The sequence below is a fragment of the Pseudomonas sp. Irchel 3E20 genome, from assembly GCF_900187645.1.
In the GTDB taxonomy this organism is placed as follows: domain Bacteria; phylum Pseudomonadota; class Gammaproteobacteria; order Pseudomonadales; family Pseudomonadaceae; genus Aquipseudomonas.
The window spans coordinates 223,685-240,120 of sequence record NZ_FYEE01000003.1 but is presented as its reverse complement, the minus strand read 5'-3'; the positions used below and the strand labels follow the sequence as shown (position 1 = coordinate 240,120).

The following is a 16,436-nucleotide window of genomic DNA, read 5'->3' as shown; positions in this document are numbered from 1 at the left end:
GTTCGATCAGCCGCGCGCAATGACCGCAGCGTCAGCCTCGACCTTTTCGGCCGCTTTCTGGCGGATCAATCTTTCGAGTTGATCCACCAGATTGTCATTCGTCAGCTTCTGCGACGGCTTGCCGTCGATGTAAATCAGGTTCGGCGTACCGCCAGTCAGGCCCACGTGGGCTTCCTTGGCTTCACCGGGGCCGTTGACCACGCAGCCAATCACCGCGACGTCCAGTGGTACCAGCAGGTCTTCGAGGCGGACTTCCAGTTCGTTCATGGTTTTCACCACGTCGAAGTTCTGCCGCGAGCAACTCGGGCAGGCAATGAAGTTGATGCCACGGGAGCGTAAATGCAGGGATTTGAGAATGTCGTAGCCGACTTTCACTTCCTCGACCGGATCAGCCGCCAACGAGATGCGGATAGTATCGCCAATCCCTTCGGCCAGCAGCATACCGAGGCCCACGGCAGATTTCACTGTGCCTGAACGCAAACCGCCGGCCTCGGTGATCCCCAGGTGCAACGGTTGGACGATTTCCTTGGCCAAGAGGCGGTAGGCTTCAACGGCCATGAACACGTCGGAGGCCTTCACACTGACCTTGAAGTCCTGGAAATTCAGGCGCTCCAGGTGTTCGACATGGCGCAGCGCCGACTCGACCAAAGCAGCCGGGGTCGGCTCGCCGTATTTCTTCTGCAGGTCTTTTTCCAGGGAACCGGCGTTGACGCCGATCCGGATCGGAATTCCGCGGTCGCGAGCCGCATCGACCACGGCACGCACTCGGTCTTCGCGACCGATATTGCCCGGGTTGATTCGCAGGCAATCCACGCCCAACTCGGCGACACGCAAGGCGATCTTGTAGTCGAAGTGAATATCGGCAACCAAGGGCACCTTGACCAGTTGCTTGATCCGCCCGAAGGCCTCGGCTGCGTCCATGTCCGGCACGGACACTCGCACGATATCCACACCTGCCGCTTCCAGACGATTGATCTGGGCCACGGTGGCGGCCACATCGTTGGTGTCGCTGTTGGTCATACTCTGAACCGCGATAGGCGCATCGCCACCCACGGGAACCGAGCCGACCCAGATTTTGCGGGATTCGCGACGTTTGATTGGAGATTCGCCGTGCATGACTTATTGACCCAACTTCAGGCGAGCAGTCTCGCCACTCGTGAACGGCGCGAGATCGACCGCTCGCCCGTTGTAGCTGACTTGTGCGCCTCGGGCATAACCCAGGCGCACGGAAAATGGCGGCTTGCCGCTGACATCGACAGTCTCGCCCTTGCGCTTAAGGGCACTGACCAGAACCTTGCCGCTGCCATCGGTCACTTGTGCCCAGCAGTCGGCGGTGAATTGCAGTTGCACCTGGCCATCACCCGCCGCAGGGGCTTGAGCCACAGTCGGAGCCAGAGCCGCGGGCGCCGGGGCACTGACAACGGGAGCTGCTGGGGTAGCCGGCGCGTTCACTACTGGCGCTGGCGGGGTGACCGCAGTGGCCGCAGCCACCACAGGTGCTGTGGGCGCGCTGGCTTCGGCCGCAGCTTCGCCAGTGGTTGATGCATCAGGCAGGGCCAGGGCGGTTTCGCCCTCGCTCTGGCCTTCTACGACAGCCTGGTCTTCCGGCTCGTCGAGGGGATGAATCTGCGTGGTGCCATCGGCGCCCTCGACTTCAACGTGTTCTTGGTTGAGGCCGATCAGGTCCTTGGTGCGCAGCGACGTCTGGTCTTGCCACCAGATAAAGCCACCACCGACCACCGCAATCAACAACAGTAGGCTGACAATGCGCAAAATAGTGTGGGAAACCCGCACAGGCTCCTCGATCCGGCCCAGGCTGTGCACGCTGCTGCCTTGGGAATCGGTGCCGGTGTACTGATCGAACGCCTGCACCAACACTGTCTGGTCCATCTCCAGCAACTTGGCATAGGCGCGGATATAACCGCGGGCGAAGGTATGCCCCGGCAATTTGTCGAAGGCGCCGTTTTCCAGGTTGGTCAATGAACTGATCGTGAGGTTGAGCTTCAACGCCACTTCGGCCAACGACCAGCCATTGCTTTCGCGAGCCTGGCGCAAAGTCTCACCGGGATTGACACGAGTCGCTGCTACAACTTCGGGATGCGCCGCTTTCATCATTGCTCCGACAGGTATTGCTGATATTCCGGCGTACCGGGATAGAGTCGTTCTAGTTGCTGGCCAATACGCATGGCCTTGTCGCGGTCCTCAAACACATCGGCCAATTTCAGACCGAGCAATAGACTACGTGCATTTTGCGCGCTGAGCAGGCTAAAACGATCGTAATAGTCCCGCGCGGGGACATATTGCCTATCTTCGAAAGACAACTCAGCCATTTCCAGCAAGGCGCGCGGCTGTTGCCGGTTCAGGCGCAAGGCTTTTTCCAGTTGCTGACGGGCCACATCACGCTGGCCCATCACCGACGCCGTCACCCCCAGGTTCTCGAAAACCCGCGAACGCTCGGAGTAGAGAGTATCGGCAGCGGCCCGCTCAAAGTACTGGTAAGCGTCCGGGTAACGCTTTTGTTCAAACAGAAAACTGCCGTAGTTGTTCAGGATACGCGGTTCGTCGGGGCGGGCAGCCAATGCCTTGCGAAAATAGCCTTCTGCCAGCTCGGGCTCCATTTCCGCCTGGAACACCAGCGCAAGGGCCGCGTTGGCGTCGGCATCGTTGGCGTTCAGCTCCAACGCCTTGGTCAGCGGTGCCTTCGCTTGCTCGCTCAGGCCCTGCTGCAAATAGCCCAGGCCAAGCTGGACATAGGCAGCACGCGCCTCATCGCGGCCCTTGCTCGTTGCCATTGGGTGGGTTTCACCGAACAGCACACAACCGGCCAACAGGCTGGCAAACAGCAAAAGCAGCGCGAGGCGCACAGGCATGGAGATCCTCTCTCAGGGGCGGTTCACAGCGTTTTGCGCCGTATCGCCGTCTGCGTTCAGTTCGCGCACGGCAATGTAACGTTCGCTGCGGCGGGTGCGGTCCAGCACTTGCCCGACCAACTGGCCACAGGCTGCGTCGATGTCCTCACCACGGGTGGTGCGCACGGTGACGTTGAAGCCGGCGTGATGCAGTTGATCCTGGAAGCGACGAATGGCGTTATTGCTGGGCCGCTCGTAACCGGAATGGGGAAACGGATTGAAGGGAATCAGGTTGATCTTGCAAGGCACATCCTTGAGCAACTCGATCATCTCCACCGCATGTTCAACCTTGTCGTTGATGTCTTTGAGCAAGGTGTATTCGATGGTCAGCACGCGCTTTTCGCCCAGGGACGACATGTAGCGCTGGCACGACTCGAGCAGCATCTTAAGCGGATACTTTTTGTTGATCGGCACCAATTGGTTACGCAATGCGTCGTTCGGTGCGTGCAGGGACAACGCCAGGGAGACGTCGATGTGCTTGGACAGCTCATCGATCATCGGCACCACACCGGAGGTAGACAGGGTCACGCGGCGCTTGGAAATGCCGTAGCCCAGGTCATCCATCATCAAGTGCATGGCCGCGACGACGTTGTCAAAGTTCAGCAGGGGCTCGCCCATGCCCATCATCACCACGTTGGTGATGGCGCGATCGACGGTGGCGGGAATGCTGCCGAACGATTTGTTGGCAATCCACACCTGGCCGATAACTTCGGCGGCGGTGAGGTTGCTGTTGAAACCTTGCTTGCCGGTGGAGCAGAAACTGCAATCCAGGGCACAGCCTGCCTGGGACGAAACGCACAAGGTGCCGCGCTTGCCCTGGGGGATGTAGACGGTCTCGACGCAGCTGCCGGACGCCACGCGCACCACCCACTTGCGGGTGCCGTCGCTGGAGATATCCTCGCTGACCACTTCCGGACCGCGAACTTCGGCAATGGCCTTGAGCTTGTCGCGCAGGGCTTTGCTGACGTTCGTCATAGCGTCGAAATCATCGACGCCAAGGTGGTGAATCCATTTCATTACCTGACTGGCACGGAAACGCTTCTCCCCGATTGAGTCGAAGAATTTTTCCATTTCCGGCTGGGTCAGGCCCAGCAGGTTGGTTTTTGCAGTCGTTGTCGTCATGGATTCACCTTCACTCTTAAGCCAGTGCTTAGCGAGTGGTTACTTCAGTAGCTGCGAAAAAGTACGAGATTTCGCGAGCAGCAGCGGCTTCGGAGTCCGAACCGTGCACAGCGTTGGCGTCGATGGAGTCAGCGAAATCAGCACGGATGGTGCCGGCAGCTGCTTCTTTAGGGTTGGTAGCGCCCATCAGCTCACGGTTCAGAGCGATAGCGTTTTCGCCTTCCAGAACCTGAACAACAACAGGGCCGGAGATCATGAAGGCAACCAGGTCGCCGAAGAAACCGCGAGCGCTGTGCTCAGCATAGAAGCCTTCGGCTTCGGCTTTGGACAGTTGCTTGAGTTTCGAAGCGACAACGCGCAGGCCGGCTTTTTCGAAACGAGTGGTGATCTCGCCGATAACGTTTTTTGCAACAGCGTCAGGCTTGATGATGGAGAAAGTACGTTGAACAGCCATGGTGTAACTCCAGAAACGGTAATTTACGAAAAATTAAACCCGCGAATTATACGCGGGTTCTTGGGTATTGCCTAACTGCGTAAGGGAGGCGTCAGTCCTGCTCTTCTTTCCAGGCAGTCTGGATAGCTTCCAGAACCTTTTCGCCACCGCGATCGCGCTCATCATCAAAGCCTGGCAAGGCCATGACCATGTCACGCAAAGCAACAAAATTCAGAGAATAGGGATCCATATCCGGGTTGCCGTCTGCCAACAGGATAGCGATCTCTTGCACATCAACCCATTTAAGACTCATGACACTTCCTTGAATCAGTGCGGCGCTTCGGCCGCATGGTTGAGCGAATACTTCGGAATTTCGACGGTAAGGTCTTCTGTCCCCACCTTGGCCTGACAGCTCAGGCGCGACGTCGGTTCCAGGCCCCAGGCCCTATCAAGATAGTCCTCTTCCAGCTCATCGGCCTCTTCAAGGCTCTTGAAACCTTCGCGGATAATGCAGTGACACGTGGTACAGGCGTTAACGCCACCACAAGCACTCTCGATCTCAATGTGGTTGTCGTGGGCAACTTCGAGAATGGACTTGCCGGTCTCAGCCTCCACGACCATACCGTCCGGGCAATGCTCGGCGTGTGGCAGAAAAATGACCTGCGGCATCAGTTATTCCTCAATTTCATTCAGGTTGCGTCCCGCCAGGACGGCTTTCACCGTCTGGTTCATACGACGGGCGGCAAAGGCATCGGTTACTTGTGAAAGGCGCTTGGTCTGTTGTTCGATGGCATAACCATCGGTGCCTTTCATCAATTCGGCCAGTTCCTGCATCTGCAGGTCGATGACCAAGCGTTCTTCAGCATCCAGCAGGCGCTCACCGTCTGCCTCAAGCGCGCCCTGCACAGCCTCGAGAAGGCGCTGGGCATCGACTTGCTGCTCACGCAGCACCCGGGCGTTCTTGTCGTCACTGGCGTACTGGAACGAATCCTTGAGCATGCGGGCGATTTCGCCGTCCGTCAGGCCGTAGGACGGCTTGACCTGGATGCTCGCCTCGACACCCGAGCCCAGTTCACGGGCGGCCACGCTGAGCAGGCCGTCGGCGTCGACCTGGAAGGTCACGCGGATCTTCGCCGCACCCGCCACCATGGCCGGAATGCCGCGCAACTCAAAGCGCGCCAGGGAGCGGCAGTCGCTAATCAGCTCGCGCTCGCCTTGTAGCACATGAATCATCATGGCCGACTGGCCATCCTTGTAGGTGGTGAAATCCTGGGCGCGGGCGACAGGGATAGTGGTGTTGCGCGGGATCACCTTCTCCATCAACCCGCCCATGGTTTCCAGGCCCAAGGACAGCGGAATCACGTCAAGCAGCAGCAATTCGCCACCGTCGCGCTTGTTGCCTGCCAGGGTATCGGCCTGGATCGCGGCGCCAATGGCCACGACCTGATCCGGGTCGATCTCGGTCAACGGCTGGCGACCGAAGGCTTCGGCCACTGCATCGCGCACACGGGGCACGCGGGTCGAGCCGCCGACCATGACCACGGCGGCCACGTCTTCAAGCTCGACGCCGGAATCACGCACGGCGCGACGGCAGGCCTTGAGGCTGCGTGCGACCATGGGTTCGATCAGCGCATCGAAGGCATCACGGGTCAACTGAGCCGACCACGTACCGTAGACCACTTCAACCGAAGCAGCCTGGGTCAAGGCTTCCTTGGCGGCACACGCGGTTTGCAGCAGGTTACGCTGCGCACCCGGGTCCAGGTCGGCGGACAAGCCAGCGCCCTCGATGATCCAACCGGCCAGGGCATGGTCGAAGTCATCACCGCCCAGGGCGCTGTCGCCACCGGTGGCCAAGACCTCGAAGACCCCGCCGGTCAGACGCAGAATCGAGATATCGAAGGTGCCGCCACCCAGGTCGTAAATGGCGACCAGGCCTTCGGCGTGCTGGTCCAGACCATAGGCCACGGCAGCGGCTGTCGGTTCGTTGAGCAGGCGCAGCACATTCAGGCCGGCAAGTTTCGCCGCGTCCTTGGTGGCCTGGCGTTGAGCGTCGTCGAAGTAGGCTGGGACGGTAATCACCGCACCCACCAAGTCCCCGCCCAAGGTGTTTTCAGCGCGCTGGCGTAAAACCTTGAGGATCTCGGCCGACACCTGCACCGGGCTTTTCGGCCCCTGCACGGTATCGATGAACGGCATATGGGATTCGCCGCCGACAAAGCGGTAAGGCAGTTGATCGCCCAGTTGCTTGACGTCGCCAAGGCCGCGCCCCATCAGGCGCTTGACCGACAGCACGGTGTTGAGCGGATCGGCGGCGGCAGCCAGCCGGGCAGACTCACCCACCTCGACGCGATCGGCGTGATAACGCACCGCGGACGGCAGGATGACCTGGCCATCGGCGTCGGCCAGGGGCTCGCTCAGGCCGCTGCGCACCGCAGCGACCAGGGAGTTGGTGGTGCCCAAGTCAATCCCCACAGCCAGGCGACGCTGGTGCGGTTGAGGACTTTGGCCGGGTTCGGCGATCTGCAGTAGGGCCATGGTAATCAGGTCTTATCTGTCTATCAGGCGTGCAACTTGGGCAGCACTGGGTTAATCGTCGAGGCGCTCTTCTAGTTGGCGCACTTCGTAGGTGAGCTTGTCGAGGAACTGCATGCGCCGCATCAGGCGTTCGGCCTGCTCGCGTTGCGCCGCATCATCCCAACAGGCAGCGAAGCTTTCGTTCAGTTCGTCCTGCGCCACCTTGAGGCGACGCTTGAACGTAGCGACTCCGGCCAGGTCGGCGCTGCCCTGCAGATCTTCAAGTTCTTCGCGCCATTGCATCTGTTGCAGAAGAAACTCTGGATCGTGCACCGTGACCTCCAGCGGCAACTCCCCACCGCCCATGGCGAGCAGGTAGCGCGCACGCTTGGGAGGGCTCTTGAGCGTCTGGTAGGCCTCATTGAGGCTGGCGGACTGTTCCAGCGCCAGCCGCTGCTCACGCTCGGTGGCGTCGGCAAAGCGGTCGGGGTGGACGCCGCGCGCCAATTCACGGTAGCGCGTGGCCAACTGGTCGAGGTCCAGGCGAAAACTCGGCTGCAACTCGAATAAAGCGAAATGACAAGGAGTACCCACAAAATGCCTCAGATATTGAAGCTTTCGCCGCAGCCACATTCACCGCGAACATTGGGATTGTTGAACTTGAAGCCTTCGTTCAACCCTTCCTTGACGAAATCCAGCTCAGTACCGTCGAGGTACGTCAGGCTCTTGGGATCGATAATCACTTTCTCGCCATGACTCTCGAACACCTGATCGTCGCTGTTCACTTCGTCGACAAACTCCAGCACGTAGGCAAGGCCGGAACAGCCTGTGGTGCGGACACCCAGGCGAATCCCATCACCCTTGCCGCGCCCGTTGAGGGAGCGTCGCACGTGTTGAGCAGCCGCTTCTGTCATGCTGATAGCCATCGGAACTCCTTACGACTCAAGCTGTGGGGGATCTCAGATCAAGCCTTTCTTCTGCTTGTAATCGCGAACGGCGGCCTTGATGGCGTCCTCGGCGAGTACGGAGCAGTGAATCTTGACCGGCGGCAGGGCCAGTTCTTCAGCCAACTGAGTGTTCTTGATGGTCTCTGCTTCATCCAGAGTCTTGCCTTTCATCCACTCGGTCGCCAGGGAGCTGGAGGCGATGGCCGAACCGCAACCGTAGGTCTTGAACTTGGCGTCTTCGATGATGCCTTGCTCGTTGACCTTGATTTGCAGGCGCATCACGTCGCCGCAGGCGGGCGCGCCGACCATGCCGGTACCGACATCAGGGTCTTCGGCGTCCATCTTGCCGACGTTGCGCGGGTTCTCGTAGTGGTCGATGACCTTTTCGCTGTAAGCCATGATTCTTAATCCTCACTCATCAGGGCCGCTCTTGAGGCCCGGTAAAAACGCCAGCGTTGATCGCCACGTTGTTACAGAACCTGTATGTGGCGGCTTCTTTATTTAGTGTGCCGCCCACTCGATCTTGGAGATATCGACACCGTCTTTGTACATGTCCCACAGCGGCGACAGGGCGCGCAGCCTGGTAACGGCCTCGCAGACTTTCTGCGCGGCGTAGTCGATTTCTTCTTCGGTGGTGAAACGGCCGAAGGTGAAGCGGATCGAGCTGTGTGCCAACTCGTCGTTGCGGCCCAGGGCGCGCAGCACGTAGGAAGGCTCCAGGGACGCCGAGGTACAGGCCGAACCGGAGGAAACCGCGAGGTCCTTGAGCGCCATGATGAGCGACTCGCCTTCCACGTAGTTGAAGCTCAGGTTCAGGTTGTGCGGAACGCGCGCGGTCAAGCTGCCGTTGACGTACAGCTCTTCCAGGCCTTCGACCTGTTTGAAGAAACGGTCGCTCAGCGCCTTGATGCGTACGTTTTCGGCGGCCATGTCTTCCTTGGCCACGCGGAACGCTTCACCCATGCCCACGATCTGGTGCGTCGCCAGGGTGCCCGAACGCATGCCGCGCTCGTGACCGCCGCCGTGCATGGTCGCCTCGAGGCGAACACGCGGTTTGCGGCTCACGTAGAGCGCCCCAATGCCTTTGGGGCCGTAGGTTTTGTGGGCAGAGAACGACATCAGGTCGACTTTGAGCTTGGCCAGGTCGATTTCAACCTTGCCGGTGGACTGTGCCGCATCGACGTGCAGCAGCACACCTTTGGAACGGGTCAGTTCGCCAATAGCCGCGATGTCGTTGATGGTGCCGATTTCGTTGTTGACGTGAATCACCGAAACCAGAATGGTGTCGTCGCGCAGCTCTGCGGCGATCATTTGCGGGGTCACGATGCCGTCTTCGCGAGGCTCGATGTAGGTGACTTCGAAGCCTTCACGCTCCAGTTGGCGCATGGTGTCCAGGACGGCCTTGTGCTCAATCTTGGTGGTAATCAGGTGCTTGCCCTTGGTGGCATAGAAGTGCGCGACGCCCTTGATTGCCAGGTTGTCGGACTCGGTGGCACCCGAGGTCCAGACGATTTCACGCGGGTCGGCGTTGACCAGGTCGGCGACCTGGCGACGAGCATTTTCCACGGCCTCTTCGGCTTTCCAGCCGAACACGTGGGAGCGGGACGCCGGGTTACCGAAGTTTCCGTCGACCAGCAGGCACTCACTCATCTTTTGCGCAACACGCGGATCGACCGGGGTGGTTGCGGAGTAATCAAGGTAAATCGGCAATTTCATGGACTTTCTCCTAAATCAGGCTGGCTGGCGTGCCGCTAGCTCTTTGGCTGTCATTCGACGGCGGACGCTTCAATCTTGTCCAGACGCGGCACCTTGCTGTTGCAGCGGCGCTGGTCCTGACGCTGGGCCACTTCTTGCACCTCACGGCGAGTCACAAGATCGGCCAAGCTGATACCACTCAGAAATTCATGGATCTGCAAACTCAAGTCGCACCACAAATGGTGGGTCAGGCAGGTATCGCCGGCATGGCAATCGCCCAGCCCCTGGCATTTGGTGGCATCGACCGATTCGTTGACTGCGTCGATTACCTGGGCTACTTGGATGCCCTGCATATCACGTGATAGCTGGTAGCCACCACCCGGGCCGCGCACACTGGACACCAGGTTGCTACGGCGCAACTTGGCGAAAAGCTGTTCGAGGTAGGACAGGGAAATGCCTTGGCGCTCGGAGATATCGGCCAGGGACACCGGGCCATGCTGCGCGTGTAACGCCAAGTCGAGCATGGCGGTCACGGCGTATCGGCCTTTTGTAGTCAGTCGCATGGACAAGTACCACGGAGTTTCGGAATGAGGGCGAGTATGCAATTCCCGAGTATTTAAGTCAACTATAAGACCTAGTACTTTAGTCAGGATTACCCGCAAAAAGAGCGCGCGAATGATAGCAGGGTCTGCCGGGTAATGGCACACGCCCGACAAGCAGGCACGTCAACTGCCGGTGCCGCGACCGGAAGTCGCGGCACCAACACCTCAGCCGGCCTGATCTTCCCGCCCCTTGACCTCGGCGAAGTCCTCGTCGCGCAGCACCGGTAGGTCCTTGGCGCAGTAGCTGCTGCCCAGTTCGGTCAGGGCGCCACACATACCCTCCAGGCGCCCATCTACCGCTTGCAGGTGATCGAGCAGTTGTCCAATCGCCCGCGCCACCGGGTCCGGCATGTCCTCACTGACTCCATAAGCATCGAAGCCGAGCTTCTCGGCCATAGCCTTACGCTTGGCGTCCTGCTCGGCATCGGACTTGATAATGATGCGCCCAGGGATCCCAACCACCGTCGCCCCGGCCGGTACAGCCTTGGTCACCACGGCGTTGGAGCCAACTTTCGCCCCAGCCCCCACGGTGAACGGCCCGAGCACCTTGGCGCCCGCACCCACGACCACGCCGTCTTCCAGGGTCGGGTGGCGCTTACCCTTGTTCCAACTAGTACCGCCCAGGGTCACACCCTGGTAGAGAGTCACGTCGTCGCCGATTTCAGCCGTCTCGCCAATCACAATGCCCATGCCGTGATCGATAAAGAACCGACGCCCGACCTTGGCCCCCGGATGGATCTCAATTCCAGTCAGCCAGCGACCGAAGTTGGACACCAGCCGCGCCAACCACTTCCAGCCCGAACGCCAGAGCAGGCCGGCCAGGCGATGGATCCAGATTGCGTGCATGCCGGGGTAGCAGGTCAGCACCTCAAAAGCGTTACGCGCCGCCGGGTCGCGATGAAAAACACTCTGGATATCTTCACGCAAACGCTCGAACATCTTTAATCCTTCCGCTTTAGAAGCTCGCCACGGGCCGCTTTCTGGGTTTCCGTGAGGATGCCACGCAATATGTTCATTTCCGCTCGGCTGACCGAGCTGCGCCCGTACAAGCGGCGCAGGCGTGCCATCAAGTGCCGCGGCTTTTCAGGGTCGAGGAACTCAATGGCTACCAGGGTCTGCTCCAGGTGCTCGTAAAAGCGCTCCAGCTCATCCATGGTCGCCAATTCACCGCTTTTGGTGGACGCCACTTCATCCTTCTCGACCTTGCTCGGCTGGCCTTGTGCCGCCAGCCAAGCCATGCGCACCTCATAGCTCAACACCTGCACCGCCGCCCCCAGGTTCAGCGAACTGAACTCAGGGTCGGAGGGGATATGCACGTGGTAATGACATCGCTGCAGCTCCTCGTTGGTCAGGCCGGAATCTTCGCGACCGAACACCAGAGCGATTTCAGCACCCTCGCCCGCCTCTTCCACGACCTTGGCACCGCACTCGCGCGGGTCGAGCAACGGCCAGGGGATACGGCGGTCACGCGCACTGGTGCCCAGCACCAGGTTGCAGCCCACCAAAGCATCTTCCAGGGTGGCGACCACTTGCGCATTGGCCAGGATGTCGTTGGCGCCGGACGCTCGGGCGTCGGCCTCGTGGTGCGGAAACAAACGCGGCTCCACCAGCACCAGGCGCGTCAGCCCCATATTTTTCATGGCGCGCGCCACCCCGCCGATGTTCCCGGGATGACTGGTATTGACCAAGACCACACGAATGTTCTGCAGCAAGGGAGGCGCTCTCGGACAAGGGGAAAGGGGGCAAATATTACAGAACAGACTAAGGTTATGCCACGAAAGCGAACGTCGGCCTTCATCTACCCGAACTTTCTGCTAGAATGCTCGGCTTTCTTTAACAACCTTAGGTGACACATCCATGCAGCCCATGCTGAATATCGCGCTGCGCGCCGCCCGCAGCGCCAGTGAATTGATTTTCCGCTCTATCGAGCGCCTGGATACCATCAAGGTCGACGAAAAAGACGCCAAGGACTATGTGTCCGAAGTTGATCGCGCTGCCGAGCAGAAGATCATCGACGCGTTGCGCAAGGCTTATCCAACCCACGCCATCCTCGGCGAAGAAACCGGCATGCACGCCGGCAGCGGCGAAGGTGAAGACTACCTGTGGATCATCGACCCACTGGACGGCACCACCAATTTCCTGCGCGGCGTTCCCCATTTCGCCGTGAGCATCGCCTGCAAATACCGCGGTCGCCTGGAACACGCAGTGGTCCTGGACCCGGTACGCCAGGAAGAATTCACCGCCAGCCGTGGCCGTGGCGCCCAGCTCAACGGTCGTCGCCTGCGTGTCAGCGGCCGTACCAGCCTGGACGGTGCCCTGCTGGGCACGGGCTTCCCGTTCCGCGATGACCAGATGGACAACCTCGACAACTACCTGGGTATGTTCCGCAGCCTGGTCGGCCAGACCGCCGGCATCCGCCGCGCTGGCGCCGCAAGCCTGGACCTGGCCTACGTCGCTGCTGGCCGCTACGACGCCTTCTGGGAGTCGGGCCTGTCCGAGTGGGACATGGCTGCCGGTGCCCTGCTGATCCAGGAAGCGGGCGGCTTGGTGAGCGACTTCACTGGCGGCCACGACTTCCTTGAAAAAGGCCACGTCGTCGCCGGCAACACCAAATGCTTCAAAGCAGTCCTGACGGCCATCCAGCCGCACCTGCCGCCATCGCTCAAGCGCTAAGCGAGCGGGCATAAAAAAAGCACCTTTCGGGGTGCTTTTTTTTGACCTTTTTAAGGCTGGCAGCCTTTACTGCTCGTTCTGCCCCAGGATCAACTGGCCTTCCTTATTGACCGGAATCTGGTTGCCCGGATCGCGATCCATCCGCACCTTGCCTTCCTTGCCATCCAAGGAATAGCGCACATCGTAGCCCACGACCTTGTCGCTGATGTCGTTGACCGTGTTGCAGCGCGTCTGGGTGGTGGTGTAGGTATCACGGTTCTGCATACCTTCCTGAACCTTGTTGCCGGCATAGCCGCCGCCGACCGCACCTGCAACCGTGGCTATCTTCTTGCCATTACCGCCACCGATCTGATTACCCAGCAAACCACCAGCAACCGCACCCAGCACCGTGCCGGCGATCTGGTGTTGATCCTTGACCGGCGCCTGACGAGTGACCGTGACATCCTTGCAGACCTCACGAGGGGTCTTGATTTGGGTCTTGACCGGCTCCACCGCCAGTACTTGCGCATACTCAGGGCCGCTATTTACCAGGCTGTAGGTGGCAACAGCACCCCCGGCAGTCACACCGACAGCACCCAATACCGCACCAACCAGCAACGACTTGTTCACATGAACCTCCTGACCATCACAAGCGGGACATGCCCGCGCTTCTCCCAGCCTTGGAGCATAAAAAAAGGCGCGAGTTCAACACTCGCGCCTTTTACGTACCGCCAGGGGAGACGATGCCTACGGGCGCTCGTCCACTTCCTTCTCGGTATTGGCTACGGGGATCAAGTCCTCGGAGCTCAGGTTCAGCCAGATCAACACCACGTTGGCGATATAGATCGACGAGTAGGTACCCGCCAACACACCCACGAACAAGGCGATGGAGAAGCCCCACAGGTTATCGCCACCAAACACCAGCAAGGCCACGATCGCCAGCAAGGTGGAGATGGAGGTGGCCATGGTGCGCAGCAGGGTTTGCGTGGTCGAGATGTTGATATTCTCGATCAGGCTCGCCTTGCGCAGCACCCGGAAGTTCTCCCGCACCCGGTCGAATACCACGATGGTGTCGTTGAGCGAGTAGCCGATAATCGCCAACACCGCCGCCAGCACCGTCAGGTCGAAGGTGATCTGGAAGAACGCCAGGATCCCCACGGTCACAATGACGTCGTGGATCAACGACACAATGGCGCCGACCGCGAATTTCCACTGAAAGCGGAACGCCAGGTAGATCAGGATGCCGCCCAGTGCCATCAGCATGCCGAGGCCGCCCTGGTCGCGCAGCTCTTCACCAACCTGCGGGCCGACGAACTCGACGCGCTTGACCTGGGCCGGGTTGTCGCCGCCCACTTTCTGCAGCGCCTCGGCCACCTGGTGACCCAGTTGCGGGTCTTCGCCCGGCATGCGCACCAGCAGGTCGGTGGTGGCGCCAAAGCTCTGCACCACCGCATCTTCGTAACCTGCGGCAACCAATTGGGAGCGAACCTTCATCACGTCCGCCGGACGCTCGTAGGTCAGCTCGATCAGCGTGCCGCCGGTAAAGTCCAAGCCATAGTTCAAGCCCTTATGGAACCAGCTGAACAACGCCAGAACGGTAAGGACCACAGTGACGCCGAACGCAACGTTGCGAACGCCCATGAAGTTGATAGTACGTAACATGGCAGCCCCTTAAATCCACAACTTCTTGAAGTCACGACCGCCGAAGATCAGGTTGACCATCGCGCGGGTCACCATGATGGCCGTGAACATCGAGGTAAAGATCCCGAGGGACATGGTCACCGCAAAGCCTTTGACCGGGCCGGTGCCCATGGCAAAGAGGATCCCGCCGACCAACAAGGTAGTCAGGTTGGAGTCCAGGATCGCAGTGAATGCCCGGCCGAAGCCTTCGTTGATTGCCCGCTGCACCGTCATCCCGGCCGCGATTTCCTCACGGATCCGCGAGAAGATCAGCACGTTGGCGTCCACCGCCATACCCATGGTCAGCACGATACCGGCGATACCCGGCAGGGTCAGGGTTGCCCCCAGCAGCGACATCAGGGCCAGCAGCAGCACCATGTTCACCGCCAGCGCGACCGTGGCAATGATGCCGAAGAAGCGGTAGATGGCAATGATGAACAGCGACACGAACAACATGCCCCACAGCGAGGCGTCGATACCCTTGGTGATGTTGTCAGCACCCAGGCTCGGGCCGATGGTGCGCTCTTCAGCGAAGTACATCGGCGCCGCCAGACCACCCGCACGCAACAACAGCGCGAGCTCGGAGGATTCGCCCTGGCCGTTGAGGCCGGTAATGCGGAACTGCGCACCCAGCGGCGACTGGATGGTCGCCAGGCTGATGATGCGTTTCTCTTCCTTGAAGGTCTGCACCGGCACGTCTTTCTCGACGCCGTTGACCATTTGCTTGGTGTAAGTGGTGACCGGACGCTGTTCGATGAAGATCACCGCCATGCTGCGCCCGACGTTGCTGCGCGTGGCGCGGCTCATCAGTTCACCGCCATGGCCATCGAGGCGGATATTCACCTCCGGCGTGCCCTGCTCACCGAAACCCGCCTTGGCGTCAGTCACCTGATCGCCAGTGATGATGAGGCCGCGCTCGATCAACGCTGGAGGACGATTGCCCTCGCGAAACTCGAATGACTCAGAGGTGGCCTTCGACGCACCCGGCTCGGCGGCCAGGCGGAACTCAAGGTTGGCCGTCTTGCCCAGGATACGCTTGGCTTCAGCGGTGTCCTGCACACCCGGCAGCTCAACCACGATACGGTTGGCGCCCTGGCGCTGAACGATAGGTTCGGCAACACCCAGCTCATTGACGCGGTTACGTACCGTGGTCAAGTTCTGTTTGATGGAGTATTCGCGGATTTCCGCCAGCTTGGCCGGGGTCATCGCCAGACGCAGCACCGCCTGACCGTTGAGGTCGGCCGGAACGATGTCGAAATCGGTGAAGCTCTTACGGATCAGGGCACGGGCCTGTTCGCGGGTCGCTTCGTCAGCGAAGCCCAGCTGGATGGCGCCATCGAGTTGCGGCAGGCTGCGATAACGCAGGCGCTCTTTGCGCAGCAGGCTCTTGACGTCGCCTTCGTAGACTTTCAGACGAGCATCCAGGGCTTTGTCCATGTCCACTTCCAGCAGGAAGTGCACGCCACCGGACAAGTCCAGGCCCAGCTTCATCGGGTGCGCACCGAGGTTGCGCAGCCACTGGGGCGTGGTTTGGGCCAGGTTCAGCGCGACTACGTAGTCATCGCCCAACGCCTTGCGCACCACATCCTTGGCCGGAAGTTGATCCTCTTGCTTGGTCAGGCGGATCAGCCCGCCCTTGCCGCTTTCGGCCAGCGAAGAAGCCTTGACCGTGATCCCGGCATCGGCCAGGGCCTTGCTCGCGCGATCCAGATCAGCCTGGTTGACCTTCAGCGCAGTGCTCGCACCGCTGACCTGAATGGCCGGATCGTCAGGATATAAATTGGGAGCGGAATAAATAATACCGATCGCCAGCACCGCCAGGATCAGTATGTATTTCCACAGAGGGTATTTGTTCAGCATCACGCCGCCCGCTTATGAAGCG

At 60.2% G+C, this 16,436-nt stretch carries 19 protein-coding genes; 1 reads left to right on the top strand and 18 read right to left on the bottom strand.

The features are described from left to right. Positions 1–6: 6 nt before the first annotated feature. The 15 genes from ispG to trmJ all read right to left on the bottom strand — a co-directional run bounded on the left by ispG (position 7) and on the right by trmJ (position 11,934). Entirely contained in the window at positions 7–1,116 is a 1,110-nt protein-coding gene (gene ispG, locus CKW13_RS07475; RefSeq protein ID WP_095107950.1) for a flavodoxin-dependent (E)-4-hydroxy-3-methylbut-2-enyl-diphosphate synthase, read from the bottom strand. Positions 1,117–1,119: 3 nt separating this feature from the next. Next, a complete protein-coding gene (locus CKW13_RS07470; RefSeq protein WP_095107949.1) occupies positions 1,120–2,112 on the bottom strand; it encodes a RodZ family helix-turn-helix domain-containing protein in 993 nt (330 codons plus the stop codon). Further along, the gene (gene pilW, locus CKW13_RS07465; RefSeq protein WP_095107948.1) at positions 2,112–2,870 is read right to left on the bottom strand and encodes a type IV pilus biogenesis/stability protein PilW; all 759 of its coding nucleotides are present in this window, start codon (positions 2,868–2,870) and stop codon (positions 2,112–2,114) included. Before pilW ends, CKW13_RS07470 begins: the two co-directional genes overlap by 1 nt. A 12-nt stretch (positions 2,871–2,882) precedes the next feature. Beyond that, entirely contained in the window at positions 2,883–4,031 is a 1,149-nt protein-coding gene (rlmN, locus tag CKW13_RS07460) for a 23S rRNA (adenine(2503)-C(2))-methyltransferase RlmN (RefSeq protein ID WP_095107947.1), read from the bottom strand. 28 nt (positions 4,032–4,059) lie between these two features. Beyond that, entirely contained in the window at positions 4,060–4,485 is a 426-nt protein-coding gene (gene ndk / locus CKW13_RS07455; RefSeq protein ID WP_007916882.1) for a nucleoside-diphosphate kinase, read from the bottom strand. Positions 4,486–4,576: 91 nt separating this feature from the next. Next, a complete protein-coding gene (gene iscX, locus CKW13_RS07450) occupies positions 4,577–4,777 on the bottom strand; it encodes a Fe-S cluster assembly protein IscX (RefSeq protein ID WP_017846180.1) in 201 nt (66 codons plus the stop codon). Between the two features lie 14 nt (positions 4,778–4,791). Then, positions 4,792–5,133: an ISC system 2Fe-2S type ferredoxin gene (gene fdx, locus CKW13_RS07445; protein ID WP_095107946.1), complete on the bottom strand. Its 342-nt coding sequence runs from the start codon at positions 5,131–5,133 to the stop codon at positions 4,792–4,794. A 3-nt stretch (positions 5,134–5,136) separates the two neighbouring features. After that, positions 5,137–6,999 carry a Fe-S protein assembly chaperone HscA gene (hscA, locus tag CKW13_RS07440; protein WP_095107945.1) on the bottom strand — a complete coding sequence of 621 codons (1,863 nt, stop codon included), beginning with the start codon at positions 6,997–6,999 and terminating at the stop codon, positions 5,137–5,139. A 51-nt stretch (positions 7,000–7,050) separates the two neighbouring features. After that, positions 7,051–7,572, bottom strand: a complete 522-nt coding sequence (hscB, locus tag CKW13_RS07435; RefSeq protein WP_095107944.1) for a co-chaperone HscB — start codon at positions 7,570–7,572, stop codon at positions 7,051–7,053. An 8-nt stretch (positions 7,573–7,580) separates the two neighbouring features. Continuing rightward, positions 7,581–7,904 (bottom strand): iron-sulfur cluster assembly protein IscA, encoded by a 324-nt coding sequence (gene iscA / locus CKW13_RS07430; RefSeq protein WP_095107943.1) that lies wholly within the window; start codon positions 7,902–7,904, stop codon positions 7,581–7,583. A gap of 33 nt (positions 7,905–7,937) precedes the next feature. Beyond that, on the bottom strand, positions 7,938–8,324 hold the full coding sequence (iscU, locus tag CKW13_RS07425; protein WP_003443374.1) for a Fe-S cluster assembly scaffold IscU: 387 nt from the start codon (positions 8,322–8,324) through the stop codon (positions 7,938–7,940). Between the two features lie 102 nt (positions 8,325–8,426). Continuing rightward, on the bottom strand, positions 8,427–9,641 hold the full coding sequence (locus tag CKW13_RS07420) for an IscS subfamily cysteine desulfurase (protein ID WP_095107942.1): 1,215 nt from the start codon (positions 9,639–9,641) through the stop codon (positions 8,427–8,429). Positions 9,642–9,691: 50 nt separating this feature from the next. Then, positions 9,692–10,183, bottom strand: a complete 492-nt coding sequence (gene iscR / locus CKW13_RS07415) for a Fe-S cluster assembly transcriptional regulator IscR (RefSeq protein WP_095107941.1) — start codon at positions 10,181–10,183, stop codon at positions 9,692–9,694. A 204-nt stretch (positions 10,184–10,387) separates the two neighbouring features. Continuing rightward, positions 10,388–11,161, bottom strand: a complete 774-nt coding sequence (cysE, locus tag CKW13_RS07410; protein WP_095107940.1) for a serine O-acetyltransferase — start codon at positions 11,159–11,161, stop codon at positions 10,388–10,390. A gap of 2 nt (positions 11,162–11,163) precedes the next feature. Next, positions 11,164–11,934 carry a tRNA (cytosine(32)/uridine(32)-2'-O)-methyltransferase TrmJ gene (gene trmJ, locus CKW13_RS07405; protein WP_095107939.1) on the bottom strand — a complete coding sequence of 257 codons (771 nt, stop codon included), beginning with the start codon at positions 11,932–11,934 and terminating at the stop codon, positions 11,164–11,166. A 145-nt stretch (positions 11,935–12,079) separates the two neighbouring features. On the opposite strand from trmJ, the gene suhB reads away from it, so the two are divergent. Further along, positions 12,080–12,895 carry an inositol-phosphate phosphatase gene (gene suhB / locus CKW13_RS07400; RefSeq protein ID WP_095107938.1) on the top strand — a complete coding sequence of 272 codons (816 nt, stop codon included), beginning with the start codon at positions 12,080–12,082 and terminating at the stop codon, positions 12,893–12,895. 66 nt (positions 12,896–12,961) lie between these two features. Here suhB and CKW13_RS07395 read toward each other — a convergent pair whose 3' ends face one another. The 3 genes from CKW13_RS07395 to secD form a co-directional block, all read right to left on the bottom strand. Next, positions 12,962–13,504, bottom strand: coding sequence for a glycine zipper 2TM domain-containing protein (locus CKW13_RS07395; RefSeq protein ID WP_095107937.1), 543 nt, complete (start codon positions 13,502–13,504; stop codon positions 12,962–12,964). A gap of 117 nt (positions 13,505–13,621) precedes the next feature. Beyond that, the gene (gene secF / locus CKW13_RS07390) at positions 13,622–14,536 is read right to left on the bottom strand and encodes a protein translocase subunit SecF (RefSeq protein ID WP_095107936.1); all 915 of its coding nucleotides are present in this window, start codon (positions 14,534–14,536) and stop codon (positions 13,622–13,624) included. 9 nt (positions 14,537–14,545) lie between these two features. Further along, the gene (gene secD / locus CKW13_RS07385) at positions 14,546–16,414 is read right to left on the bottom strand and encodes a protein translocase subunit SecD (protein ID WP_095107935.1); all 1,869 of its coding nucleotides are present in this window, start codon (positions 16,412–16,414) and stop codon (positions 14,546–14,548) included. Between the last annotated feature and the right edge of the window lie 22 nt (positions 16,415–16,436).